Annotated in this window: 22 protein-coding genes; 14 read left to right on the forward strand and 8 right to left on the reverse strand. The window is 70.9% G+C overall.

All coding sequences use genetic code 11. The features are described from left to right. Window positions 1-4 precede the first annotated feature (4 nt). Genes KIK05_RS23035 through KIK05_RS23045 form a run of 3 tightly spaced genes read left to right on the forward strand, consistent with a single transcriptional unit; the run spans window position 5 to window position 2,360 of the window. The gene (locus KIK05_RS23035; protein WP_214412867.1) at window positions 5-991 is read left to right on the forward strand and encodes a glycosyltransferase; all 987 of its coding nucleotides are present in this window, start codon (window positions 5-7) and stop codon (window positions 989-991) included. Next, window positions 988-1,938 (forward strand): WxcM-like domain-containing protein, encoded by a 951-nt coding sequence (locus tag KIK05_RS23040; RefSeq protein WP_214412868.1) that lies wholly within the window; start codon window positions 988-990, stop codon window positions 1,936-1,938. Before KIK05_RS23035 ends, KIK05_RS23040 begins: the two co-directional genes overlap by 4 nt. Beyond that, complete coding sequence (locus tag KIK05_RS23045; RefSeq protein WP_214412869.1) at window positions 1,935-2,360, forward strand: GtrA family protein; 426 nt, start codon at window positions 1,935-1,937, stop codon at window positions 2,358-2,360. Before KIK05_RS23040 ends, KIK05_RS23045 begins: the two co-directional genes overlap by 4 nt. Here the strand turns inward: KIK05_RS23045 and KIK05_RS23050 are convergent. From KIK05_RS23050 to KIK05_RS23060, 3 genes are all read right to left on the reverse strand, one after another. After that, window positions 2,336-4,672, reverse strand: a complete 2,337-nt coding sequence (locus KIK05_RS23050) for a hypothetical protein (RefSeq protein ID WP_214412870.1) — start codon at window positions 4,670-4,672, stop codon at window positions 2,336-2,338. The genes KIK05_RS23045 and KIK05_RS23050 overlap by 25 nt on opposite strands. Before the next feature lie 238 nt (window positions 4,673-4,910). Continuing rightward, complete coding sequence (gene rfbB, locus KIK05_RS23055) at window positions 4,911-5,894, reverse strand: dTDP-glucose 4,6-dehydratase (RefSeq protein WP_214412871.1); 984 nt, start codon at window positions 5,892-5,894, stop codon at window positions 4,911-4,913. After that, entirely contained in the window at window positions 5,891-6,958 is a 1,068-nt protein-coding gene (locus KIK05_RS23060; protein WP_214412872.1) for a glucose-1-phosphate thymidylyltransferase, read from the reverse strand. The genes rfbB and KIK05_RS23060 overlap by 4 nt, the downstream gene beginning before the upstream one ends. A 285-nt stretch (window positions 6,959-7,243) precedes the next feature. Between KIK05_RS23060 and KIK05_RS23065 the strand changes: the two genes are divergently transcribed. The 5 genes from KIK05_RS23065 to KIK05_RS23085 all read left to right on the forward strand — a co-directional run bounded on the left by KIK05_RS23065 (window position 7,244) and on the right by KIK05_RS23085 (window position 11,604). Continuing rightward, a complete protein-coding gene (locus tag KIK05_RS23065) occupies window positions 7,244-8,179 on the forward strand; it encodes a sulfotransferase family protein (RefSeq protein ID WP_214412873.1) in 936 nt (311 codons plus the stop codon). Between the two features lie 31 nt (window positions 8,180-8,210). Then, window positions 8,211-8,840, forward strand: a complete 630-nt coding sequence (locus KIK05_RS23070; protein WP_214412874.1) for a class I SAM-dependent methyltransferase — start codon at window positions 8,211-8,213, stop codon at window positions 8,838-8,840. A gap of 9 nt (window positions 8,841-8,849) precedes the next feature. Further along, window positions 8,850-9,899, forward strand: coding sequence for a polysaccharide deacetylase family protein (locus KIK05_RS23075; RefSeq protein WP_214412875.1), 1,050 nt, complete (start codon window positions 8,850-8,852; stop codon window positions 9,897-9,899). Between the two features lie 11 nt (window positions 9,900-9,910). Next, window positions 9,911-11,008, forward strand: a complete 1,098-nt coding sequence (locus KIK05_RS23080; RefSeq protein WP_250563300.1) for a glycosyltransferase — start codon at window positions 9,911-9,913, stop codon at window positions 11,006-11,008. 173 nt (window positions 11,009-11,181) lie between these two features. Further along, on the forward strand, window positions 11,182-11,604 hold the full coding sequence (locus KIK05_RS23085) for a hypothetical protein (RefSeq protein WP_214412877.1): 423 nt from the start codon (window positions 11,182-11,184) through the stop codon (window positions 11,602-11,604). 106 nt (window positions 11,605-11,710) lie between these two features. On the opposite strand, the gene KIK05_RS23090 is transcribed toward KIK05_RS23085, so the two are convergent. Beyond that, entirely contained in the window at window positions 11,711-12,994 is a 1,284-nt protein-coding gene (locus tag KIK05_RS23090; RefSeq protein WP_214412878.1) for a hypothetical protein, read from the reverse strand. Between the two features lie 561 nt (window positions 12,995-13,555). Here KIK05_RS23090 and KIK05_RS23095 point away from each other — a divergent pair. Genes KIK05_RS23095 through KIK05_RS48965 form a run of 5 tightly spaced genes read left to right on the forward strand, consistent with a single transcriptional unit; the run spans window position 13,556 to window position 19,172 of the window. Continuing rightward, complete coding sequence (locus KIK05_RS23095; protein WP_250563272.1) at window positions 13,556-14,731, forward strand: glycosyltransferase; 1,176 nt, start codon at window positions 13,556-13,558, stop codon at window positions 14,729-14,731. After that, complete coding sequence (locus KIK05_RS23100) at window positions 14,728-15,696, forward strand: NAD-dependent epimerase/dehydratase family protein (protein WP_214412880.1); 969 nt, start codon at window positions 14,728-14,730, stop codon at window positions 15,694-15,696. Before KIK05_RS23095 ends, KIK05_RS23100 begins: the two co-directional genes overlap by 4 nt. A gap of 56 nt (window positions 15,697-15,752) precedes the next feature. Then, window positions 15,753-16,751, forward strand: coding sequence for a GDP-mannose 4,6-dehydratase (locus tag KIK05_RS23105; protein WP_308250073.1), 999 nt, complete (start codon window positions 15,753-15,755; stop codon window positions 16,749-16,751). After that, complete coding sequence (locus tag KIK05_RS23110) at window positions 16,748-17,785, forward strand: glycosyltransferase family 4 protein (protein WP_214412882.1); 1,038 nt, start codon at window positions 16,748-16,750, stop codon at window positions 17,783-17,785. The genes KIK05_RS23105 and KIK05_RS23110 overlap by 4 nt, the downstream gene beginning before the upstream one ends. Before the next feature lie 4 nt (window positions 17,786-17,789). Further along, on the forward strand, window positions 17,790-19,172 hold the full coding sequence (locus KIK05_RS48965; protein WP_214412883.1) for a tyrosine-protein kinase domain-containing protein: 1,383 nt from the start codon (window positions 17,790-17,792) through the stop codon (window positions 19,170-19,172). On the opposite strand, the gene KIK05_RS23120 is transcribed toward KIK05_RS48965, so the two are convergent. The 4 genes from KIK05_RS23120 to KIK05_RS23135 all read right to left on the reverse strand — a co-directional run bounded on the left by KIK05_RS23120 (window position 19,135) and on the right by KIK05_RS23135 (window position 24,153). Beyond that, window positions 19,135-19,773 carry an arsenate reductase/protein-tyrosine-phosphatase family protein gene (locus KIK05_RS23120; RefSeq protein ID WP_214412884.1) on the reverse strand — a complete coding sequence of 213 codons (639 nt, stop codon included), beginning with the start codon at window positions 19,771-19,773 and terminating at the stop codon, window positions 19,135-19,137. The genes KIK05_RS48965 and KIK05_RS23120 overlap by 38 nt on opposite strands. A 95-nt stretch (window positions 19,774-19,868) precedes the next feature. After that, on the reverse strand, window positions 19,869-21,620 hold the full coding sequence (locus KIK05_RS48970; protein ID WP_214412885.1) for a DUF4012 domain-containing protein: 1,752 nt from the start codon (window positions 21,618-21,620) through the stop codon (window positions 19,869-19,871). Further along, window positions 21,610-22,602 (reverse strand): hypothetical protein, encoded by a 993-nt coding sequence (locus KIK05_RS23130; RefSeq protein ID WP_214412886.1) that lies wholly within the window; start codon window positions 22,600-22,602, stop codon window positions 21,610-21,612. Before KIK05_RS23130 ends, KIK05_RS48970 begins: the two co-directional genes overlap by 11 nt. Before the next feature lie 330 nt (window positions 22,603-22,932). After that, window positions 22,933-24,153 carry an ABC transporter ATP-binding protein gene (locus tag KIK05_RS23135; protein ID WP_214412887.1) on the reverse strand — a complete coding sequence of 407 codons (1,221 nt, stop codon included), beginning with the start codon at window positions 24,151-24,153 and terminating at the stop codon, window positions 22,933-22,935. 166 nt (window positions 24,154-24,319) lie between these two features. On the opposite strand from KIK05_RS23135, the gene KIK05_RS23140 reads away from it, so the two are divergent. Beyond that, entirely contained in the window at window positions 24,320-25,318 is a 999-nt protein-coding gene (locus tag KIK05_RS23140; protein ID WP_250563273.1) for a LacI family DNA-binding transcriptional regulator, read from the forward strand. Window positions 25,319-25,321 lie beyond the last annotated feature (3 nt).

Below are 25,321 nucleotides of genomic sequence, written 5' to 3' on the forward strand. Positions count from 1 at the left end.
CCCCATGTTCTCTGTGATCATTCCCGTGTACCGGAACGCGGAGTCCCTGCCGGAGCTGATCGAGGAGTTCGTCAAGATCAACTCCATCGTCGCGGAGCGCCACGGCATGCCCACGGAATTCGTCTTCGTGGTCGACGCCAGCCCCGACGAGAGCTTCGAGCTGCTGAAGGCGGCGCTTCCACTGGCGCCGTTCAGGTCGCAGCTGCTCCTGCACGCCCGCAACTTCGGATCCTTCGCCGCCATACGCACCGGGCTGCGGGCCGCGCGGGGCGACTACTTCGGAGTCATCGCCGCCGACCTGCAGGAACCACCGGAACTCCTGCTCGGCTTCCTCCACCGGCTCCTCGACGGCGACACCGACATCGCGGTGGGGGTGCGCGAGGCGCGGGACGACCCCGGCATGTCACGCCTGTCGGCCAATCTCTTCTGGGGGTTCTACCGCCGCTTCATCGTGCGTGACATCCCGGCCGGCGGCGTCGACGTCTTCGGGTGCAACAGCCGCATCCGCGACGAGCTGCTGAAACTCGAGGAGGCCAACACCTCCCTGGTGGGACTCGTGTACTGGCTGGGCTTCCGCCGCAGCGAGGTGCGCTACGAGCGGCGGGCCAGGGCGTACGGGAAGAGCACCTGGACCCTGGGCAAGAAGGTCGACTACCTGCTCGACAGCGTCTTCGCCTTCACCGACCTGCCGATCCGCATCCTCACCCTGCTCGGCATGCTGGGATTCGCGGTCGCCGGCTGCATGGCGGTCTTCGTCGTCGTGATGCGCCTCATGGGGCAGATCGAGGCGGCGGGCTACACGACCACGATCCTGGTCATCACGTTCTTCGGCGCGCTCAACACCATGGGGCTCGGGTTCATCGGCTCCTATGCCTGGCGAAGCTACGAGAACACCAAGAAACGTCCCCTGGCCCTGGTGCGCACGGCCGACGCCTTCGACGGCGCGCCCGAGGCCGCCTCCACCTTCTCCTACTCCAGCAGGCGCACATGAACCAGACCTTCATCCATCCGCAGGCTCTGTGCGAGAGCCCGGCCGTCGGCGCGGGCACACGCGTCTGGGCGTTCGCGCACGTGCTTCCCGGGGCCCGCATCGGGGCCGACTGCAACATCTGCGACGGGGTCTTCGTGGAGAACGACGTCGTCCTCGGCGACCGCGTGACGGTCAAGTGCGGCGTGCAGATCTGGGACGGGATCACGATCGAGGACGACGTCTTCATCGGCCCGAACGCGACCTTCACCAACGACCCGTGGCCGCGCAGCCGGGTCCACCTGGACGGATATCCGCGCACGGTGATCCGTTCCGGTGCCTCGATCGGCGCCAACAGCACGGTCCTGCCGGGAGTGGAGGTCGGGACCGGGGCGATGGTGGGCGCGGGCGCGGTGGTCACCCGCTCCGTCCCCCCGAACGCGGTCGTGGTCGGCAATCCCGCCCGCATCAAGGGCTACGTCACCGACACCCCGGGGCTCGGCGCCTCCGTGCCGGACGGCGACACCCGGCGGCCCGGCGGCGCGGGGCTCGGCATCGGCGCCGCCACTCTTCACGATCTGCTGGTCACCAGCGACATGCGCGGCGAGCTCTCGGTGGGAGAGTTCGAGCGCCAGGTGCCGTTCACCCCCAAACGGTACTTCCTTGTGTTCAACGTGCCGAGCCGGGAGGTCCGCGGCGAGCACGCCCACCGGGAGTGCGAGCAGTTCCTGATCTGCGTGCGCGGCTCGTGCGGGATCCTGCTGGACGACGGCCGCAACCGGTGCGAGATCACCCTCGACCGTCCCAGCCGGGGGGTCTACATGCCCGCGATGATCTGGGGGACGCAGTACCGGTACTCGCCCGACGCCGTGCTGCTGGTGTTCGCCTCGCACTTCTACGACCCGGACGACTACATACGCTCCTACGACGAGTTCCGCGCAATCGTCTGCCGCGAACCGGTGAGGTCGTGAGCCGGTTCGGCCGGTTCGTGGTGGGCGGCACGGTGAACACCGCCGCCTGCCACGGCCTCTTCCTGGTCCTGTCGTGGTCGGTCCCGGTCGCCGTCGCCTACTCGATCGCGTATTTCACCGGAATAGCGCTCGCCTACCTCATCAACACGACCTTCGTCTTCCGCACCCGCGTCACGCTCGCGTCCGCCGTCCGCTTCCCCGGCGTGTACCTCGTCGCCTATCCGGTCGGCCTGGTGGTCCTGACGCTGCTGACCGGGGCGGGCGTCCCCAAGTGGCTCGCGATGCCGGTGGTGATCGCCGTCAACGTCCCGGTCACCTTCGCGCTGACGCGCTGGGTCATGACGGGCGGCGCCCGGCATCGCGAGCCGGCCTCCCGGCCGGAAGGCGCCGTGGGCGCCTACGAACGGTCCGGGATCCGGTAGACGGCGTAGTCGCCGGAGCGGAAGCCGAGGGTGGCGAAGTCGCCGAGCCTGGACCCGGGGGCGAGCCTGCGCTCGTCGACCAGCAGCCAGCGCACGTGGTAGCGGTCGCGCAGCAGCGCGATCGACGCCGTCGTGGGGGCGTTGATGGCGGAGTCGTTCAGGCGCAGCCGCTCCGGATCCCAGTAGGGGATGCGCTCGTAGACCATCCCCGGCCGCCAGGCGTCGTTGGCCCGGTAGGTGTACAGCCACCCTTCGACGAGGACGCGGCGCTCGGAGAGCCCCGCCGCGAAGAACTGCCCGGCGTCGCACGGGTTCTCGCGTCCCCACCGGCAGTGGGTGCCGGTGGCCACCACGTCGCCGGGGTCGGAGTGGTCGCGCAGCCAGCGCGCGGCGGTCAGGGCGCCGCGGGGCACCGCCTGGGACTCCCCGGCGGGAGTGCGGCCGACATCGCCGATCCCCTTGGCGACCGCCTTTCCGGGCAGCCAGAGCAGCAGGCTGGATCCGCAGGCCAGCAGTCCGATGCCGGTGAGCGCGGCGGTCAGCACCGCCGCCGCCCGGGGCCGTCCCAGGGTGACCCACAGGACGGCGCCCGCCAGCAGGACGAGGATCACCACGATGACGTAGGGCAGGTACAGCACGGCGAACGGCCGCGCGGGGTCGAGCGGGACGGTGACGCCGCACGCGACGGCCACGGCGCAGGTGAGGAGGACCGCCGCGGCGACGGCACCGGCGGCCGCCAGGGCCGGCAGGTGCGCGCGCCGCCACAGCAGCAGCGCTCCGTAGACGGTGACGATCACCAGGTAGGGATAGGCGCCGTCCAGGAACAGGAACTGGCTGAACGCGACGTGCTGGCACAGCAGCGTCACCGCGTGTCCCGCCACGGCCATGCCGAGCATGAGCACCACCGCCGGGCGGGCCGGCAGGCGCCGGTCGCTCAGCAGCCCCGCGGTCCCGCACCAGGCGGCCGCCATGCACAGCACGAGCAGCACGGTCATGCCGGCCACCGCCGCGGCGGGGACGCCGGGGCGGACGCCGGCGAGCAGCTCCCATCTCTCCCGCATCGCCGACAGCGGGGCCAGGATCATCCCCTGCCGGGCCTGGCCGAACAGCACCAGCTGCGCGTAGGCCAGGCACGCCAGCGTCATCGCCAGCACCGCGGCACCGGGCCACAGCGGCCGCCGTCCCGTCGCCGCCTTCACCACGACGACCGCCGCCACCCCCACCAGCAGCAACGGCAGATACACCGCCTTGGCCCCCATGACGGCCACCAGGAAGACGGCCAGCAACGTCCACAGCCCCCTGCGGGAGGGGAGCCGCCGGCCGCTCCCCCGCGCCGCGACCGCCGGGACGAGCAGGTCCAGCAGCACGATGACGACCGGGGCGAACAGCAGGGCGCCGAAGGTCTGGGTGGGACTGCGCCAGGCCGTGTACTGCAGGCCGTTCCAGCCGAAGACCAGGTTGGAGCTGAGGTACAGGTTCGGCGTGCCCACGAAGACGGTGCCGGCCAGGACCGGAGCGGTCCCCCGCCACGAGCCCGTCACCCGCCGGGCGGTCATCGCGATAAGCACCAGGAACGCCGCCAGCATGGGCAGCATCGCCAGGCGGAAGACCAGCACCACCGGTTCCACCCCGGTGATCCAGCTGGCCGCGGCGATGTGCGCGTAGGCGAACCAGTGGTAGAGGAGCGGTTCACCGGCCACCGTCGGCATCTGCGGCGGCATGTGGTGCTTCAGCTCCCCCGCCAGCGCCAGATGGAACGGCACGTCGTACCCGGCCGCGCCGAGCGCCGGCCAGGTGAGCCCGTTGTTTCGGAAGTACGGGACGCCGCTCCAGGTGAGCAGGCCGGCGAAGGCCAGCGCCAGGGTCCACGGCACCCACGCGGGCGACCGGACCCGGGCCGGGCTCCTCCAGTGGCGGCGCAGGCGGGGGACCGCGAGGAAGGCCACGTAGGTGGCGGCGGGCCAGACCAGCACCAGGCGGGGCGCGCCCGCGGCCCGGGCGGCGATGTAGGTGAGCACCTCGACGGCGTAGCCGAGCGCCAGGCCCAGGGCGACCTCCTCGGCGAGGGTGCGCCTGCCCCGGTACACCGCGCGGATCAGCAGCGTCCCGGGAAGCGCCAGGCCGAGCGCCACGTACAGCCCGAACCGCGCGATGTCCGCGACGGGGGCGCCGAAGGCCGCCGGCAGGGCCACGGCGACGGCGGTCGCGAACGCCGCCGGCAGCCACGCGCGCGTCAGCCGCCCGGCGACGCGGCCCCCTGGATCACGTTTCTCATCCGGATTCTCCGGGCGGCTCAGGATTTCGGTCGACATCACGCCGGCGGTCGCGAATCCGGGCGAGCGGCTCTCGGAACCGCGAAGTGATGGAGTATCGGCCATGAAGGCAATTCTGGTGAGCGGTTCACCGCGGACAAGCGCCCCGATGCGCGTCCATCGTTTCATTGCCCGTTGTTGACCCGGCCGCGTCGCCTGATTTCCGGCTCGCGACATCTCGCCCGTTTTCCATTCCCCCGTTCATTTCCCGGGGGCCGGCGGCCGGCCCCCGGTGGGGTCAGTCTCCCGGTCGCGTCCGGCGCGCGGGACGCCACCAGTCCTGGTGGTCGTGGTACCACCGCACCACTTCGGCGAGTCCCCGGTCGAAGTCCACCCGGGGTTCGTAACCGATGGCCATGATCTTGGTGGAGTCCACCGAATAGCGGCGGTCGTGCCCGGGCCGGTCGGCCACGTGGTCCACCATGTCCCACCCGGCGCCGACGGCCGCCAGCAGCCGTTCGGTCAGGTCCCGGTTGGTGAGTTCGACGCCGCCGCCGATGTTGTAGACCTCGCCGGCCGCCCCCTTCTCCAGAACCAGGTGGATGCCCCGGCAGTGGTCGTCGACGTGCAGCCACTCGCGGACGTTGAGCCCGTCGCCGTACAGCGGCACCCTCAGGCCGTCCAGCAGGTTGGTGACGAAGAGCGGGATGAGTTTCTCCGGGTACTGGTAGGGCCCGTAGTTGTTGGAGCACCGGGTCACCCGGACGTCGAGGCCGTAGGTCCGGTGGTAGGCCCTGCAGAGGAGGTCCGCCCCGGCCTTGGCGGCGGAGTAGGGCGAGTTCGGCAGCAGCGGCTCGTCCTCGCGCCAGGACCCGTCGGCGACCGACCCGTACACCTCGTCGGTGGAGACCTGCAGGAATCGCTCGAGGTCCGACTCCAGCGCGGCCTGGAGGAGCCGCTGGGTGCCGAGCACGTTGGTCGTCACGAAGTCGGCGGCCCCGGTGATGGAGCGGTCGACGTGCGTCTCGGCCGCGAAGTTCACCAGCACGTCGTGCCCGGGGACGACGTTCGCCACCACCTCCGGATCGGCGATGTCCCCTCGCACGAACGAGAACCGGGCGTGGCCGGCCACCGGTGCCAGGTTGGCCGGGTTGCCGGCGTAGGTCAGCTTGTCGAGGACGGTGACGTGCGCCCCCTCGTAGCCCGGATAGGCGCCGCCGAGGAGTGATCGCACGTAGTGGGAGCCGATGAACCCGGCGCCGCCGGTGACCAGGATTCTCATGCCCTCACCTGGATCCTGCTGTGGTCGCCGATCATGAGCTCGTGGGTGTTCGGCACCCCCGACGCGCGGCTCACCTCGGCGTTGCGGCCGATCAGCGAGTGCGCGATGCGCGAGACGCCGTCCACGGAGGACCCGTCGAGGACGATCGAGTACTCGATCTCCGCGTCCTGCACCAGGCAGCCCCGCCCGATCGAGGTGAACGGCCCGATGTACGAGGAGATGATCTTGGCGTCCGCCCCCACCACGATCGGCCCGCGCAGCACCGAGTTCTCCACCACCGCGCCCCGCTCCACGACGACCCGCCCGGTGACCTCGCTCATGCGGTCGACCTGGCCCGCCACGCCGGGCGTGATCCCTTCCAGGACGATGCGGTTGCACTCCAGGATGTCCCGCAGCCGCCCGGTGTCCTTCCAGTAGCCGTCCACCATGTGCGAGTGGACGCGGAAGCCGTTCTCTATGAGCCACTGGATCGCGTCGGTGATCTCCAGTTCGCCCCGCCCGGACGGCCTGATGGCCCGGACCGCCTCGTGGACGGCCGGGGAGAAGGTGTACACCCCCACGATGGCGAGATCGCTGTTGGGGGCCTCGGGTTTCTCCTCCAGACGGAGGATCTCCCCGCCGGGGCCGAGCTCCGCGACCCCGTAGAACTGCGGCTCGGCGACCTTGGTGAGGAGGATCTGCGCGTCGAAGCCCCCCTCCTCGAACGATCCCACCAGGCCCGCGATGCCGCCGATGAGGAAGTTGTCGCCCAGGTACATCACGAAGGGATCGTCGCCCAGGAAGTCACGGGCGATCAGGACGCAGTGCGCCAGACCGAGCGGCGCCTCCTGCGGGATGTAGGAGACCTCCAGGCCGAACCGCGACCCGTCGCCCACCGCCTGGCGGACCTCGTGCCCGGTGTCACCGGTGACGATCCCCACACTGGTGATGCCCGCGTCGCGGATGGCCTCGAGCCCGTAGTAGAGGACCGGCTTGTTCGCCACGGGCACCAGCTGCTTGGCCGAGGTGTGGGTCAGCGGTCGCAGCCTCGTTCCCCGGCCGCCCGCCAGCACGAGTGCCTTCATTGCTCATCGCTTCCTTCCGTGAAGGACACATGGCCACGGCGGCCACCTGCCCGCGCCCGACGGGCCGAAATTAACGCCGATACGGGATTGCGCGCCTCACCCGTTCTCCGCCTTTGCCGAAGGGCGTGTGACATGTTGCCGCGCATTGACCGGGAAAACCGGGGACGGCCGGTCAAGGCGGATTCTGAAAATGGCAGCGATTCGGAAACCAGGCCGAATGTGCTACGGAAATCCGCCCCCCGCGTGTACCTCTTCCACCAGGGCGCGACAACTGGAGACACCGCCATGAATGACACCCTCACCGCGTGCGGCAGGGTCGAAGCCGGGACACCGGCGAAGTCCGAGCGGCTGGGGCTCACCTTCCTGCTGGGCACCGGCCGCTGCGGATCCACTCTCCTTTACGAGGTGCTGGCCCGCCATCCTCAGGTCGGTTTCCCCACCAACCTGGACGACCGGTTGCGGCGGGTGCCCCGGGCGGCCAGGTCGCTCGGGGCGGCGATGCACCGCTGGTCGTCCCCGAGCTTCCCGCCGAAGCGGGTGCGGCCGAGCGAGGTGCAGGCCGCCCTGGCGCGCGACGTCTCCCCCGCGATCGTCGACCCGTTCCGGGAGCTGGTGGCGGCGGACGTCACGCCGTGGCTCGCGCGGCGGACGGCGGCGTTCTTCCGGGACCGGGCGGCGACCCAGGGGGTGGACCACTACGTGCACAAGTTCACCGGCTGGTCGCGGGCGACGTTCCTGCACGAGGTCTTCCCCGCGGCCCGGTTCGTGCACATCGTGCGGGACGGGCGGGCGGTGGCCAACTCGTGGCTGCAGATGTCGTGGTGGCGCGGCCACCTGGGCCCGGCCGGCTGGCACTGGGGGCCGCTGCCGGAGGCGTACGCCCGCGAATGGGACCGGGAGGGCCGCTGCATGGTCCACCTGGCCGGGATCGGCTGGAAGATCCTCATGGACGCGTACACCTCCGCCCGGGCCGGCGTTCCCGACGATCTGTGGCTCCAGGTGCGGTACGAAGACCTGGTCACCGAGCCGCACAAGCAGCTGCGCCTGATCCTGGAGTTCCTCGGCCTCCCCTGGACGCCGCGCTTCGAGCAGGGCCTCGCCCGGCAGGGGTTCACGGCCGGACGGGTCGAGGCGTTCCGCCGGGATCTGACGCCCGGCCAGGTCGAGCTGCTGAACCGTTCCCTCGGCACGCACCTCGCCGAACTCGGCTACGCCGTCTGACACCGGAACCCGATCTCGACAGGGACTCGTGATGAACACCGCGATGAAGCAGCTCAACAGGAAACTCATGGTGGCCAGAAGGCACGGGGTGGACAGTGTGGCGATGGCCCTGGCGGGCAGGGCGCTGCAGTTCCCCCTCGCGCTGGCCTTCGGCGGGGACAAATGGCATCTCCGGGGGTTCCACACCACCAATTACAAGAAGGTCGCGGTGCGGCTCGCCGACGCCGTCCCCGGCCGGCTGGAGGTCGTCGCCGAGGTCGGCTGCGGCCTCGGCGACGTCCTGAAGCGGATCCCCGCCCGTCGGAGGATCGGGTTCGACATCGACCGCGGCGCCATCAGGTGGGCGCGGTTCCTCCAGCGTCTGTCGCCCCGGCGCTGCGAGTTCGGCGTCGGCAGCTTCGACGCCCTGATCAGGAGCGACGCCGAGCGCATCGACCTTCTGGTCATGCTGGGCTGGTTCCACTACATGCCCGACGAATGGATCGGCGACCAGATGCGCGCGCTGCTGGCGAGCAAGCGCGTGAGGTACCTGATGGTCGACGAGTTCCCCGAGCAGGAGGGCCGGATCAAGCGGCTCTTCGACGCCTTCGGCGAGCGCGTCGAGTGCCGGCACGACTGGCAGGACGACAAGAACCTCCTCCTCTACCGCTGCGGCGGGTGAGACCGGAACATGACGACGGAGAACCCCTCCCGCCCCGCCTTCATCATCACGATCGACGTCGAGGCGGACGACGCGTGGAACGACCGCACGGCGGTGACGACGCGGAACGCGGCGTTCCTGCCCCGGTTCCAGACACTGTGCGAGAGGTACGGCCTGCGCCCCACCTATCTCGTCGACTGGACGATGGCGCGCAGCCCCGAGTTCCAGCAGTTCGGCCGCTCGGTGATCGAGAGCGACACGGCCGAGATCGGGATGCACCTGCACGCCTGGACCACGCCGCCCATCGTCCCGCTGACCGAGGCCGACCACCGGTACAAGCCGTTCCTGATGGACTACCCCGAAGCGGTCATGGCGGCGAAGGCGGAGACGGCGACCCGGGTCCTGGAGGACACCTTCCGGATCACCCCGGTCAGCCACCGCGCCGGACGCTGGATGCTGGACGAGAGGTACGCGAGGATCCTCATCGACCTCGGTTACCTGGCCGACTGCTCGGTGACCCCGCACGTCTCCTGGCAGGGGACCACGGGAGCGCCCGGCGGACGGGTCCAGGACTACACCCGGTTCCCGGCGGAGCCCTATTTCGTCGACCCGCGGGCCGTCGACCGGCCGGGTGACTCGCCGCTGCTGGAAGTGCCGATGACGATCGTCCGCCGCCCGCGCGGCGCGCTGACGAGCCGGGCACGCGCGCTGCTGCCCCCGGGCGGCACGGCCAGGCGGCTCGTGGACGGGCTCCTTCCGGACAGGCTCTGGTTGCGTCCGAACGGCAGGAACAGGCGCGCCATGATCGGGATCGCCCGCGGTGCGCGGCTCTGCGGTCGCGACCACGTGGAGTTCATGCTGCACTCCTCCGAGCTGATGCCGGGGGGCAGCCCGTACTTCCGGACGAGGCGGAGCGTGGAGAACCTGTACGCCGACATGGAGGCCCTGTTCGCGTTCGCCGCCCCCCGGTTCGACGGGCGGACCCTCGCCGAGTACCGCGCCCGTTTCGCCGCCCGCGCCGGACTCCCGTCCGACCACGGCTCCCCGCCCGTGCCCATGACGCGCCGGGCCGAACGCTGAGCAGGGTGACCATGCACGTCTGCGAAGTGATCAAATCACTCGCCGTCGTCGGCGGCGCGGAGGTGCTGCTCGCCGAACGGCTGAGCGCGGCCCCCGTCGGCAAGCGCTACACCGTCGTGTGCATGCAGTCGGGGCCCACGGTCGTCCTGGAGCGGCTGCGCGCGAAGGGCGTGACCATCGTGGACCTCACCGCGTGCCCGCGCCCGCTCCGGCTGGCCCGGCTGCTGCGGGTGGTCCGCCGGCTGCGGCCCGACGTGCTCAACATCCACTCCCCCCTTCCCGCGGCCGTGCTCCGGCCCGTCTCCCGGCTGTGGCGTCATCGCCCGATGCTGGTGTCGACCGTGCACAGCGTCCGGTTCAGGCTGCCGACCCTGCTGCTCGACCGGGCCACCGGGTGGCTGGACGCCCGCACCGTGGCGGTGGGCCCGCAGGTCGCCCGCAGCGTCACCACCTGGGGCGCCCGTAACCTCTCCACCCGGGTGCACGGCGTGGACGTGGCGGGGCAGCGCCGCTGGGCGGCGCAGGCGGCGGCGATCCGCAAGGAGTGGGACGTCCCGGAGGACGCCTTCCTCATCGTGCACGTCGGCAACTTCCGCCCGGTCAAGAACCAGGGCTTCCTCGTCGACGTGGCGGCGCGGCTGGCCGGCACCGAGCCGCGTGCCCTGTTCCTGCTGGCCGGCTCCGGCCCGCTGTCGGACCACATCGCGCGCCGCGTCGCCGACCTGCGGCTGGAGAACGTGCGCCTCGTCGGTCCCGTACCGCTGGCCGCCCGCCTGATCGCCTGCGCCGACCTGCTCGTGCTCTGCTCGACCTACGAAGGGCTGCCCGTCGTCATCATGGAGGCGCTCGCGGCGGGCGTCCCGGTGGTCTCCACCGATGTCGGCGGCGTGGCCGACCTCGTCGAGCCCGGCCGCAACGGCCTGCTCGTGCCGCCGGGGAGTACGGACGCGTTCGCGGAGGCGATCCGGCACGCGATGCGCCCGGACTCGCACGCGCGGCTGCGCGAGGGGGCCCTCAGCACAGGATGCGCGGACATCGCCGACACCGCCGACTGGTTCGACAAGCTGTACGAGAGCTCCCGTGCCCGCGACGGCGCCGCCCGGCGCTGAGCAGCCGAAACGCCTCCCCCGCGACGATGTGGCGTACCGCGACGATCGGCTCGTCACTGACTACTATCAGTGACAATGATCTCTATTTTCGGAGGCCGTGACCGACGCCGTCGCACCGCGCGGCGTCGCCCCGAGGTCATGCCCGCCGGGACTCTTTACCCAAGGAGGAACGCATGTCCTTGATGAGGTCCACGACCCTCGCCGTCTGCGCCCTGGCGTTCGGCGGCACGCTGGCGACGGGCACCGCCGCGTACGCCGACCAGGGCCCGGCCGGCAAGCCGCCGGCGGTGAGGGCGGCCCAGCTCGTCGCGGCGGGCAGCACGGTACCCGGGGTGGGCTGGGAGCCCTACAAGGACAACGGGCTTTCCATCCACGTCGACACCAGTTCCGCCCACTTCTCGGGGACCCCGGTCTACACCATCTCCGTCGGCGGCACCGGCAGGCAGTGGGTGCTCTCGGGCACGAACACCATCTACAACGCCGGCCCGGCGGGGTTCGACGTCTATTTGCGCTGGGTCGACAACGGACCTCTGAAGCCCGCGATGGCCATGATCGACAAGTGGTATGTCAACTGGATCGGGGTCGGCAGCTCGTAAGCCCCCCATCGACCGGGCAGGCGGAAGGCACTGCTCCGGAAAGCCGTGCGGTACGGGCGCGGGTCACCGAGCGTGACCCGCGCCCTGTCGTTGGCCTGGAGGCGGGTCACGTCAGGACCGCGCGGCGCGGCGCCTCCTCCGGCTCGGGAAGGGCGTCCGGCGGCGTGTCCACGGGATCGGGTTCGCCGGGGGAACTCCTCGTCCAGGCGACCGCGGACAGCAGGCTCGTCACCATGACCACGGGGATCCGCTGGCGGAAGATCAAGCCCATGTTGGACATGGTGGTGGCGTAGGCGACCGTGGCCGGGACGACGAACAGCAGAAGGACCAGCACGGCGCCACGCTCCCTGCGCCACAGCCGGCGGGCGCCGACCACGGCGGCGGCCAGCAGGAGGTACCACAGGCATGTGTCGATCTTGCTGAACTGCAGGGCGAAGCCCCCCGGCGTCCACGGGAACGGGGACAGGACCGTGTAGACCAGCCGGGGACCGAGAGAGTTCCAGGTGTTCCCGCCGTCGTCGAACTGGACGCCCGAACCTTGCCGCCACCAGACGCGGGGCGTGGAGTTGGCCCTCTGCACGGCCTGCGACTGGGCGTAGTCCATCTGCTCCCGCATCATCTCGACGGGCCCGTTGTCCACGACCACCTCCGGCATGAAGGCGAGCAGGACGGCGGCCACGGTGACGGCGAACAGCGTGCGCAGCGAGATCACCCGCTTCGGCGCGATGATCCCGACGGCGAGCGGCAGCAGGCACAGGAACGTCATGTAGGGGCGCACGTTCCACAGCGCCCACAGCAGAGGGACCAGCACGAGCAGTTTGGCGAAGGTGAAGCGCCTGACGAGCGAGACGCCGACGTACAGGGACGCCACCACGAACAGCGCGTTGAAGCCGTCCTTGAAGGTGTCGGAGGTGTGCAGCAGGAAGGCGGGCATGAACGCCAGCACGACCAGCAACCGGAAGGCGGCCCGGTCGTCCGCGCCGACCAGGCGGGCGAACCTGTACATGATCACGCACAGCACGCAGGCGAGCAGGCCGACGAAGGCGGTGCAGGCCACCGGCGCCGGGCCGCCGCAGAGGTAGACGATGACGGCCAGGAGGTTGCTGGGCAGCGCCACCGAGAAGGGCCGCCCGGCGCTGTCGGCGGTGACGTAGGAGAAACCGTCCAGCTTCCACTGGTCGGCGATGTCCACGGCCCAAAGCTCGTACCACAGGTTGTCGCCGCCGTACCCGATCAGGGCCCCGCGCTGCAGGACCACGTGGACGACCAGGCGGACGGCGAGCGCGAGCATCAGCACCGGGAAGACCCGTCGCGCCACCGGCGCGTCGAGGCTCACGCGTACGACGAAGGCGAGCGCCGCCACGGCCGCGACGACGACCAACAATTCCACGCGAACCCCCGACGATCTGGTGACGACGCCGCAACGACCGGCAAAAGATCCCTGCCTGAGGCTGGGCACTCCGGACGACGCTAACGTCCGAAGACCTGGCAGATCATCGCAGCGCCCGCATCTGACGCGACGATGACCCGTTCCATGCGCACTCTTTCCCGCCACCGTGCCGTTCGACAGGCGACCGCCCGGTGCACGATTTCCCTCCGGATATCCCCTGAAGCGATGGAACCGGCCCGGAACGCCCATATGACGAGGGCCCAGAACAACGTCCTCCGAATGGGCGTGTTCCACCTGAACGGCCGACCGCGTCATGCCTGATATCACTTCGGACAAATCCGGGATCGCCGGTGAAGAGGCCAGGTCAGGCCGATCAGCCATGCACCGGACCACACTCCGGCCATGAGCGAGTAGCGAATACGGAAACACTTCCGAGCGGACCGCGACGGTACCGATGAACCGAAAAACGGCGAGCTAGTTTCTTCGGCGTGACCAGGCCCACGTCAAGGAGCTGCTGTGAATCCAGACAGCCGGATTCGAGTCATGGAAATAATCGCCCGGTTGAACGTCGGGGGCCCGGCGACTCAGATCTCGGGGGTTGTCGAGCGGCTCGACCGGGATGAGTTCGACCACCGCCTCTACGCCGGGCACACCGAGGGAGACGAGGCGGACCATCTCCGGCTGGGCGGCCCGCTCATCAGGGACGGCCGGGAGTCCCGCGTCGGCGAGGCACGGGTGCACCCGGTGCCGGGACTCGCACGCTCGGTCCGGCCGGCCGACGACCTACGCGCGCTCGCGCACCTCGTCGCCGAGATGCGCCGGTTCCGGCCGCACGTCGTGCACACCCGGACGGCCAAGGCCGGCGCCGTCGGCCGCCTGGCCTCCCGCCTCGCGGGCGTCGGCTCGGCCCGGGTGCACACCTTCCACGGGCATCTCCTGGACGGTTACTTCACCGGGGCCAAGCGCACGGCGTACGTGTGCTCCGAGCGTCTCCTCGCGCGGGTCTGCGACCGGCTGGTGACCGTCGGGGAACGGGTCCGCGACGACCTGCTCGCGGCGGGGATCGGCCGGCCCGGTCAGTACACCGTGATCCCCCCGGGCGTGCGCATCGGCCCGGTGCCGGGCCGCGAGGCGGCCCGGCAGGACCTCGGCCTTCCGATGGACACGCCGGTCGTGGCCTACGTCGGACGGCTGACGCAGGTGAAGCGTCCCGACCGGCTGGTGGCCACCGCCCAGGCCGTGCTCCGTCACGTCCCCGGCTGCCGGTTCGTGGTCTGCGGGGGCGGCGAGCTCCGCGAGGAGCTCGAGGCGGCCGCGGCGCGGCTGCCCGGCTCGCTACTGCTGACCGGCTGGCGGAGCGACACCGAGACGATCTACTCCGCCGCCGACGTGGTGCTGCTCACCTCGGACAACGAGGGCACACCGCTCACCCTCATCGAGGCCGGGATGGCGGGGACCCCGGCCGTGGCCACCCGGGTGGGCAGCGTCGCCGAGGTCGTGCTGGACGGCCGGACCGGCCTGCTCGCCGGCCGTGACCCCGCCGAGCTGGCCCGGCACGTGGTGCGGCTGCTCCGCGACCCCGCCCTGGCCCGGGAGATGGGCGAGGCCGCCCGCCGGTGGACCACCTCCGCCTTCCCCGTGGAGCGCCTGGTCTCCGACACCGAGGCCCTGTACCGCGCGGCGGCGCGCACGGCCCCGCGTCTGCCGTCGCACGAAGTCATGGAGGTGAACGGATGAGAGTCCTGGTGACCGGCGGTGCCGGGTTCATCGGCGCGAACCTGTGCCGCGTCCTCGCCGGCCGTCCGCAGGTCGAGCGCGTCACGGTGCTGGACGACCTGAGCAGCGGCGACCCGGCCAACCTCGACGGGCTCGACCTCGACTTCGTGCGTGGCAGCGTCCTGGACCAGGAACTGGTGAACGAGCTCGTCGCCGGCGCCACGACGGTCGTCCACCTGGCGGCCGTCCCGTCGGTGCCCCGCTCGCTGAAGGACCCGCTGACCTCGCACGCGGTCAACGCCACCGGCACCCTCCACGTCCTGGAGGCGTGCCGCCGGAGCCTGCCGCACCTGATCCTCGCCTCGTCGTCGTCGGTGTACGGCAACAGCCCGGAGACGCACAAGCACGAGGAACTGCCGGCCCGGCCGCTGAGCCCGTACGGAGCCGGCAAGCTCGCCGCCGAGGGCTACACGCTGGCCTACGCCGAGAGCTTCGGCCTGCCGGTCCTGGCCTTCCGCTTCTTCAACGTGTACGGGCCGCTCCAGCCGGCCGACCACGCCTACGCGGCGGTCGTCCCGGCGTTCGTGTCGGCGGCCCTGGAGGGCCGGCCGGTCCCGATCTACGGCGACGGCACCCAGGCCCGCGACTTCACCTATGTCGGGTCCCTGGCGCGCATCCTCGTCGAGGCGGCCGCCCGCCGAGTGACCAGCCGCACGCCCGTCAATCTCGCGTTCGGCACCCGCGTCTCCCTTCTGGAGCTGAAGGAGGCGCTCGCGAGCGTGCTCGGGCGTCCCGTCGAGGCCGACTTCCTCCCGCCGCGCCAGGGCGACATCCACGACTCCAGGTGCGCGCCGCGCCTGTTGCTGGAGCTGTTCCCCGGGCTGCGCGCCGTGCCGCTGGAGGAGGGGCTTCGCCGGACGGTGGCCTGGTTCGAGGGCCTCCCGCATTCCCCTCAGAGCCTGGAGACCAACGCGAGCATCCGATGACCGACGACCGCCACCCCCTTCACCACGCATGTCCTCAAACGTCCGAAGGAGAAGCCGTGAACGATCCGGCAAGGAAGACCTATCTCATAACCGGCGGAAGCGGATTCATCGGGTCCCACCTGACCGACTCCCTGCTCGCCCGCGGCGATTCCGTCATCATCCTGGACAACCTGTCGACCGGCCGCCTGGCCAACATCGCGCACGTCACCGACCACCCGCGCCTCCAGTTCGTCCAGGGCTCGGTGCTCGACGAGCTGATCGTGGACGAGCTGGTCCATCGGTGCGACGTCGTCGTGCACCTCGCCGCGGCGGTCGGCGTCAAGCTGATCGTCGAGCACCCGCTGCGGTCGCTGACGACCAACATCCGCGGCTCCGAGATCGTCATCGAGGCGGCGCACCGCTACCGGCGCAAGATCCTGATCACCAGCACCAGCGAGATCTACGGGAAGAACGCCAGCGGACCGCTCTCCGAGACCGCCGAGCGCATCCTCGGCAGCCCGGCCGTCGTCAGGTGGGCCTACAGCACGGCCAAGGCCGTCGACGAGATCCTGGCGAACGCCTACCACAAGGAACGCCACCTGCCGACCGTCATCGTGCGGCTGTTCAACACCGTCGGCCCCCGTCAGAGCCCGGCCTACGGGATGGTCATCCCCCGGCTCATCAGGCAGGCGCTCGGCGGCAGCCCGCTCACCGTCTTCGGCGACGGCACGCAGACGCGCTGCTTCGCGCACGTCGCCGACGTCGTCCAGGCCCTTCTGATCCTGCTCGACCGCGAGGACGCGGTCGGCCAGACCTTCAACGTCGGCTCCTCCAACGAGATCAGCATCCTGGAACTGGCCAAGATGATCATCGACCTGACCGGGACGACGAGCGGCATCGAGCACATCCCGTACGCCGAGGCGTACGTGGCCGGCTTCGAGGACATGGCGCGCCGCGTCCCCGACACCTCCAAGCTGCACGCCCTCACCGGATGGACGCCGCGGCGCTCTCTCCTCGACATCCTGGAGCAGACCATCGCCGAAGCCCGCGACGAGGCGACGGTGTCACTGGGATGAGCGCCTCGACGATCCTCCTCGTCGGGCTGACCGGTTTCCTGTTCAGCGCGGCGGCCACCGGGCCGCTCGGGCGGCTCGCGAGGCGCTGGGGCCTCGTCGACCGGCCGGGCGGGCACAAGGCGCACGCCCGGGCGGTACCCTACCTGGGCGGCATCGCGATCATGCTCGGCACCGTCGTCCCCGCGATCGCCTGGTTCGGCCTGCGCGACCACACGATCACCGTGATCGTGTGCGGAGCCGTGGCGGTGTCCCTGCTCGGCCTGATCGACGACGTCGCGCCCCTGTCCCCCCTCACCCGGCTCGGCGTCGAGTCGGTCGCGGCGACCGGCGTCGTGCTGAGCGGCGTCCGCGTCCCGCTGACGGGCGGATGGGTGGACGCGCCTCTCACGATCCTCTGGATCGTCGTGATCACCAACTCGTTCAACCTGCTCGACAACGTGGACGGGGCCCTCGGGGCCATCACCATGGGAGGCGCGGCCCTGCTCTCCGCGACCGCCTTCGCCGACGGCAGGCAGGCGGTCGGCCTGCTGCTGGCCACGCTCTGCTACGCCAGCCTGGGCTTCCTGCCCTACAACTGGTCGCCCGCCAAGGTGTTCATGGGCGACTCGGGCTCGCTCTTCATCGGGTTCGTCATCGCCTGCTCGACCGCCCTGCTGACGGCGAGCCGGGGCACCGACGCCATCATCGCGAGCCTGCTCCTGCCCACCTTCGTCGCCACCGTCGACACCGGAGTGGTCCTGCTGTCCCGGGCGAGGGCCGGCCGCCCGCTGCTGCGCGGCGGCACCGACCACCTGTCGCACCGTCTCCACTCGTTCGGCTTCAGCGTGCGGCTCAGCGCCCTCGCGCTCGCCGGCGCGGCGTGCCTGTCCGGCGCGCTCAACCTGGCGATGGCACTGCACTTCACATCGCCCCTCGTCACGACGGTCGCGACCGTCACCGCGGCGATCGTGCTCATCGCCGTGCTGCAGAAGGCCCAGCTCCCCGAACCCGGCCGGTCCCTCGAACCTCCGATCGGCATCAGCGAAAGGCTATGACCAGGTGGACCCGATCTACTACCTCCGGCTCGTGCGCCGGAACTGGGCCCTCACCGTGCTGGCGGTCCTTCTCTCGGTGGGCATCGCGCTCATCGTGACCGCCAAGACGCCGCCCAAGTACCAGGCGACGATCACCATGCTCGTGTCCGGCCAGGACAAGGAGGGCAGTCTCACCACCGCCATCCAGGCGGGGGCGCTCTCACAGCAGAGAGTGCAGTCCTACGCCAACCTGCTGTCCAGCCGCCGAGTGGTCGGCCGGATCGCCCAGGGCGACGAGATAGGGCGCGTCCAGGCGAACATCAAGGCGGAGGCCCTCCCGCTGACCACGCTGCTCAGGGCCACGGTGACGGACGGCGACCCGCGGCGGGCGGCGCTACTGGCCAACAAGCTGGGCACCACGTTCTCACGGCTGATCGACGAGCTGGAACGCCCCCCACACTCGAGCCGCTCCACCGTGAAGGTCACGGTGGTGGACCCGGCGACCGTCCCCGACCGGCCGGTCAGCCCGCGGCCGCTGGTCAACATCGTCGTCGCGGTCCTCATCGGCCTGATCATCGCCTTCTCGTCGTTCGTCCTGCGCGATCGGCTGGACACGACGATCAAGACGAGCGAAGTGCTGCACCAGGTGTCGAAGAGCCCCACCATCGGTGTGATCGGCTTCGAGAAGGACGCGCGGCAGTATCCCCTGGTGATCCGGGAGGGCGGCCGGTCCACCAGGGCCGAGGCGTTCCGGTCGATCCGCACCAACCTGCAGTTCATCGGAATCGACCGTCAGCCGCGCTCGCTGGTCGTCACCAGTGGCCAGGAGGGGGACGGCAAGTCCTCCACCGCCGCCAACCTCGCGATCGTGCTGGCCCAGGCCGGCTGGCGGGTGCTGGCGGTGGAGGCCGACCTGCGCCGTCCCCAGCTCGCCGACTACCTGGGCCTCGAACGGTCGGCGGGCCTGACCGACGTGCTGATCGGCAGCGCGAAGCTGGAGGAGGTGACGCAGACGTGGGGTCCGTCCTCGCTCTCGGTGCTCACCAGCGGCAAGATCCCGCCGAACCCCAGTGAGATCCTCGCCTCGCAGGAGATGCGCACGCTGCTCGCCAGGCTCAGGTCCGAGTACGACATGGTCATCATGGACGCCCCGCCGCTGCTCGCCGTCACCGACGCGGCCGCCCTGGCAGCCATCTGCGAGGGCACGCTGCTGGTCGCGCGCTACGGGCGGACACGCTCGGAGCACATCGCCCGCGCGACGGAGATGCTGGCGTCGGTCAACGCCCGCCTGGTCGGCACGGTGCTGAACTTCGTGCCGACCAAGGTGGCGCGCACCTACGGCTACGAGCAGGGGTACGGGTACGAGACCGTCACCAGCGGCCGGCCATCGGCCGAGGTGGGGGTGTGACGGTTCCGGTGAGCAGCGTGGCCGGCGCCCACAGAGCGCCGGCGATCCGCCGGGCGGCCCTCCGGTAGGCCCACGCGGAGCGCCGGAACGGATCCGGCACATCGGGATCCTCCACCTGGACGAGCCCGCGCCGCCCACGCGCCTCCTCGACGAGCGCGTGGGCTCGCCGTACCGGGTCCCGGTGACGGAACACGGCCGAGGCCGAGCTGGCCCGGCTGATCACGGCCTCCGACAGGAGGCCGAACTCCACGATCGTGAAGACCCGCCGCGAAGCCTGCGGGTACCGCGACACCACCTGGGCCCGGTGCGTGCCGGTGGCGGTGAGGACGAGGTCGGCCTCCACCAGCATCCGCGTGGTGAGCGGCCGTGCCGCGAACCCCTCCGCGTCGGCTCCCATCCTCGTCAGCACCCGCACCGAATGGGGGCTCATCGGCGCCCCCTCCACGGCCTGGGTGCCCGCGCTGCCCACGACGACCGCCGACCCCGGCCCGAGCGCGCGGCACAGGAACCGCTCGGCGATGGGCGAGCGGCAGATGTTGCCCGTGCAGACGAACAGGATGCGGAAACGGCGTCCGTCCTCCAGTGGCCGCGCCTGTCTCATGGCGGCAGAGTATTTCGTCCCGGGGCGGGCGCCGTTCACGACGCACCGCGCTTTAACGTCCCCTGCCGATCACTCGTGGCCGCCCTGGGAGCGGATCACGGCGCGCAGCCCCGCGGATCCGTCTGTATCCGGGTCCGCTGGGAGCGGGCCAGCGGCTGCACAGGGACCACCGGCGGCCGGTCGGAGACCGGCTCCAGCAGATCGAGCTCCAGGGTCCTGCTTTGCTTGGGAGCGAGCTCGAGAAGAAGGGAGTAGACGGGATGGGACCGCTCGGACCGGGTGGAGACCGAGAACGGCTGCCCGTCGAGGCGTACCCCCGTCAGCTTGGCGCCGACACTCGCGTACAGGGACACCCACAGGAGGTTGGAGCCCGCGACGTGCGGACGGCCGGGCGAGTCGAGCCGTGAGGTGACGTAGCCGGGCAGGGTGCCGTCGGGAACGTTGTTGCTCAGCCCGATCCGCACCTTGCTCACGCGCGAACCGGCCCGGCAGGGGCCGAGCTCGTAGTCCAGAGAGCGGTCGAGGTAGTAGTCGAGCTTCCCGCCCGCGGAGTTGTTGACCACCAGCTGCGCGTACGGCCCCGGCTCCTCCGGCAGTACGCCCCCGACGGGCGTCCGGGCCAGGCGCCGCTCCTCGGCGGCGTGGCGGCTCCACACCTGGATCCGGCGGTCCTCGATCATGGCCTTCAGGACGGGCAGCACCCGGGACGGCCGGGTGAAGCTCTCCGGCAGGGCGCCGCTGACGGCCCTGGCGATCCGGATCAGGTACCTCTTGCGGGCCACGGGGTCGGTGTAGCGGGCGTAGGCGACGCGTTCGGTGAGGTCGACGACGTTCGCCGCCGTCACGTGCTCGCCTCCGGGGAGGGTGACGGGTCCGGTCAGGCCGAGCAGGTACGACAGGCCCACCGGATCGAGGGCGATGGCGCCGTCCAGACGCCGCCCGGTCTGGCGTTTCCAGAGGTCGGTCCAGGTGGAGGCGGCGTAGGGGAAGTGCGGGGACAGGTTCGACACCGACAGGATCCTCCCGGCGCTCGGCCCGCCGCTCCTGCGCTGAACCGTCCGGCCAGGGGGACCGGCATCGATCTCGTTGTTGGCGGCGAGCCGCGTGACCCGGACCTTGCCGTGGTCGGTCTCCAGGATGCCGAACGCGCCCACCAGGCCACCGGTCCCCCGGGCCTCGGCGTTGGTCTGGAAGGCGAGGAAGAGGCGGCGGGGGCCGTCGATCCCGAGCATCGGGGGCAGCAGGGCCGCGGCGTCCGCCGCGCCGCCGAGCCACTCCTCCAGCCGGTCGAACTCCGTCAGGGCCGTGGTGCGCGCCTGGTCGACCACCGCGAAGCGGGTATGCGGCGGGGTGGCCGCCAGGCGCGAGCGCGCCCGCCCGAGGCGGGCGACGGCGCCGTCGAGCTCGGGGGCGGCCTGCCGCATGTCGGCCAGCAGCCGCCGCGCGTCGTCCGGGGAGTCGTCCCGTCCGATCATCACCTCCATGCCGGCCCGCCGCACGCCGGCCAGCACGTCGGTGAGCTCCGCGGCGCTGTCCGCCAGCGCCCGCACGGTCGTCGCGCCCGGGCCCGCCACCGGCAGGTGGGTGAGCAGGCCCCAGTCGGGGCCGCCGGTCAGGCGACGCGCCTCGGCCGCATGCCACCGTGCGCTTTCCAGCGTGGAGGCGATGCGGCCGGTGTCACGCGCGCTCACCAGAGCGCGCAGATGTGAAAGCTCGTCCCTGGTGGCCTGAAGGTGGTCACGCGCACTCATGCCGAGGTGCGCGGACCACCCTCCTGCCGAGACCAGCGCGGCGGTCAGGACCAGCGACGCGGTCGTGATCGCCCGGCGACGCCTTCTAACGGGCACTGGTGGATCGACGGCGCCGCACGGAGATCAGGATTCCCGCGAGGCCGGCCACCAGCAGGCCCCCGCCGATGCCCGCCACCGTCGCGACGGGCGCGCCGGTGAACGGCAGCTGCCGCGCGGCGTGCTTGCCGCCGAACTCGCCGCCGCCGACCTTCGGACCGTGTTCCTCGCCGTGCTCACCGGGGCCGCCGTGACCGTGCTCGCTGACGCTCCAGTCACCGCCGCCTCCGCCGCCGTGGTGGCGGTCGGCGTCCTCCTCCCAGCGGATGACCTTGCCACCCTGGATGATCTCGTCGTTGTTGTGGTGCCGCCCGAAGTCGTCCTCCTCAGCCCTGTGGTGCCGGTTCCGGTCGTTGCGGAAGTCGTCCTCCTCGTGCTCGAACGGCTCGTGGGTGGCGGTCCGCGTCGGCTTCGGGGTGACCGTGACCGTCGGGGTCACCGTGACCGTCGGGGTCACCGTGACCGTCGGGGTGACCGTGATGGTCGGGACGATGGTCCCCGTGATCGTGATGGTGGGCTTGGCGGTGTGCCCGCAGTTGCTCCTGGGGCTGACGACGATGTTGCTCGACACCGACACGTTCCCCGCGGCGTCCCTGGCCCTCACGAAGTAGAACGTCGTCACGTCCGGGCTGTGATGATCGGTGTAGGTGAGCACGTTCCCCTGGACCGTCGCGATGAGCCTGAACGGCACCCCGGACCAGATCTCGTACTGCGTCACACCGATGTTGTCCGTCGACGCCGTCCACGTCAGCTGGCTCACCCCGCAACCGGGGTCGGTGAGAGTGAGGGTGGGCCTGGTCGGCCGCTCGTGGTCCGGCGGGACGGGCGGATAGGTCGTGAACGTGACGACGGGCTGCGCGTGAGGGACGACCGGCGGCGCGTGCCCGCCCGCCGCCGCGGCGGAGGCGCCTATGAGACCGGCCCCGGCCCCACCGGCGACGGTGGCCGCGAGAATAACAGGTATCGTGTATTTTCCAGGCATTCAGGACTCCCCGTGGGCCTCGATTCGGGCCATGAGAAAAATCGCCCGGCAGCCGAGCGACATGTCGACGCACCCGTTATATCCGCTTGCGACAGATGAGCCGCCGCCTGGCGCATGCCCTTTACCGAAACATCGCATACGGATTTTGAACAATGGAAAGCCCCCGCCGTGGGAGGGGTGCACGGCGGGGGCTTTTATCTCGGAGGGGGAGCTTTATCGAGAAGTCATATTCTTGGCTGAGCTTCCAGCCCTAATCACACACTTTCCGGCGAACCGGATATCCACCGGCTCGCCGGATGCCGCCCAGAACGAGGCGGCGGTGTGACGGGGTCAGTTGCCGACGTTGGCGGGGTGGCCGATGGCCAGACCGCTGTCGGAGTCGAAGAAGTGGAGGTTCTGGGTGTCGACCACGAGCTCGATGTTCTGGCCGGGGCGGACGTGGCTGCGGGCGTTGACGCGGGCCGTCCACAGCGACTTGTCGCCGACCAGCGGCAGCGCCGCCTCTTCGTCGTCACCGGTGTCCTGCGCGGCCACGGTGTCCTTGTGCTCGACCGGCGGGGCGTCGATGAGGAACAGGACGTTGATCTCGCTGCCCAGCTCCTCGGTGACCTCGGCGCGGGTGGGGATGCGGGCCCAGCCGGCGGAGTGGCCGTTGGCGGCGGTGGCGTCCTCGAAGTCGGAGGGACGGACACCGAGGATGATCTTCTTGCCGAGGTAGGCGTCGAGGCCCGGCTTCTCGGCGAAGGTGGACTCCGGCACCGGCAGCTTGTAGCCGGCGAAGGCCACGGCGGCGCCGCCGTCGTCGCGGACGAGCTCGGCGTTGACGAAGTTCATCGACGGCGAGCCCATGAAGCCGGCGACGAAGAGGTTGACCGGGTTGTCGAAGAGGTTCTGCGGGGTGTCGACCTGCTGCAGCAGACCGTCGCGGAGCACGCAGACGCGGTCGCCCAGGGTCATGGCCTCGACCTGGTCGTGGGTGACGTAGACGGTGGTGACACCGAGGCGCTCGTGCAGGGTGTTGAGCGAGGCGCGCATCGAGACGCGGAGCTTGGCGTCGAGGTTGGACAGCGGCTCGTCCATCAGGAAGGCCTGCGGCTCGCGGACGATGGCGCGGCCCATCGCCACACGCTGGCGCTGACCACCGGACAGGGCGGCCGGCTTGCGCTTGAGGTACTGCTCGAGGCCGAGCATCTTGGCGGCCTCCTGCACGCGCTTGGCGATGTCGGCCTTGGGCATCTTGCGGAGCTTGAGGCCGAACGCGAGGTTCTCCTCGACCGTCATGTGCGGGTAGAGGGCGTAGTTCTGGAAGACCATCGCGATGTCGCGGTCCTTCGGCGGCAGGTGGTTGACCACCCGGTCGCCGATGATGATCTCGCCGCCGCTGATGTCCTCCAGGCCGGCGACCATGCGCAGCGCCGTCGACTTGCCGCATCCGGACGGGCCGACGAGCACCATGAACTCGCCGTCCTTGATGTCGAGGTTGAGGCCGTTCACAGCCTTCACACCGCCGGCATAGATCTTGTCGACGTTGCGCAGAACGATTGATGCCATGACAGTCCTTCGTGCGTCCGGGTGCCGCCGGAGGTGGATACGTTTTCACGAATCTCATCTGAAGCGGACATCCGTGTCAAGCCCTTCCGGAATATAGGCTTCTCAGACTCTTCGGATGCCCTCCTGACACTGGCCTCCGGATGGAATCCATGATGGAATCGTTTCCATGATGGTGAGCGGGCAGCGCCGTACGACGATCAAGGACGTGGCCGAGGCGGCGGAGGTCGGGGTCGCGACCGTGTCGCGCGTGCTGTCCGGGACGGGATCGGCCAGCCCCGCGACCAGGGAGAAGGTGCTGGCCGCTGCCGCCAGGCTCGACTACCGGCCGAGCGCCCTCGGCAGGAACCTCCGCCGGCAGCGCACCGGCGGCATCGGCCTGCTGGTCCCCGACATCACCGACACCTTCTACGCCCGGCTCGCCGACGGGGTCCTCGACTGCGCGCGCTCGGCCGGCGAGCCGGTGATGGTCGGCGTCACCGCCGACGACCCCGAGCGCGAGGCCGAGCTGATCGGCTCGCTCATCGAGGAGAGCGTGGAGCGGGTGATCGCGGTGCCCTCCGGCGACGGCGAGATGTGGGGGCCGGCGTTCCGGGCCGGGCTCGGCGTGGTCTTCGCCGAGCGTCCCGTCCAGGGCGGCGACGGCGCGCCCGCCGTGGTCGCCGACGACCGCTCCGGGGTGCGCACCGCCGTCGAGTACCTCGCCGGGCTCGGGCACCGGCGCATCGCCTTCCTCGCCCGGCACGGCCAGGCCCGGCGCGTGCGCGCCTTCCGGGAGGCGCTCGGCTCGCTCGGGGTGGCGGTCGACGAGGAGCTGATCGTGCACGCGCGCGCGACCCGCGACTCGGCGTACGCGGCGGCCTCCGGCCTCTTCCAGCACCGCCCCGACCTCACCGCCGTGCTGGCCGGGAGCAACATCCTCGGCGAGGCCGCCGTCCTCGCCGCCCGGGAGCTCGACCTGCGCCTGCCGCGCGACGTCTCGTTGATCATGTTCGACGACGTCCCGTGGGCGGAGTTGTGCTCTCCCCCGCTCACGGTCGTGTCGCAGCCGGCCCGCGACATGGGGTACCGCGCCGCCGAGCTGGTGCTGCGCGAGACGCGCCGGGCGCGGACCGTCACGCTCCCCACCGAACTGGTCGTCAGGGGCAGTTGCGGGCCGCGCCGCTAGCCT

Origin of the sequence: Sphaerisporangium fuscum (genome assembly GCF_018531465.1) — a bacterium.
Taxonomy (GTDB): Bacteria; Actinomycetota; Actinomycetes; order Streptosporangiales; family Streptosporangiaceae; genus Sphaerisporangium; species Sphaerisporangium fuscum.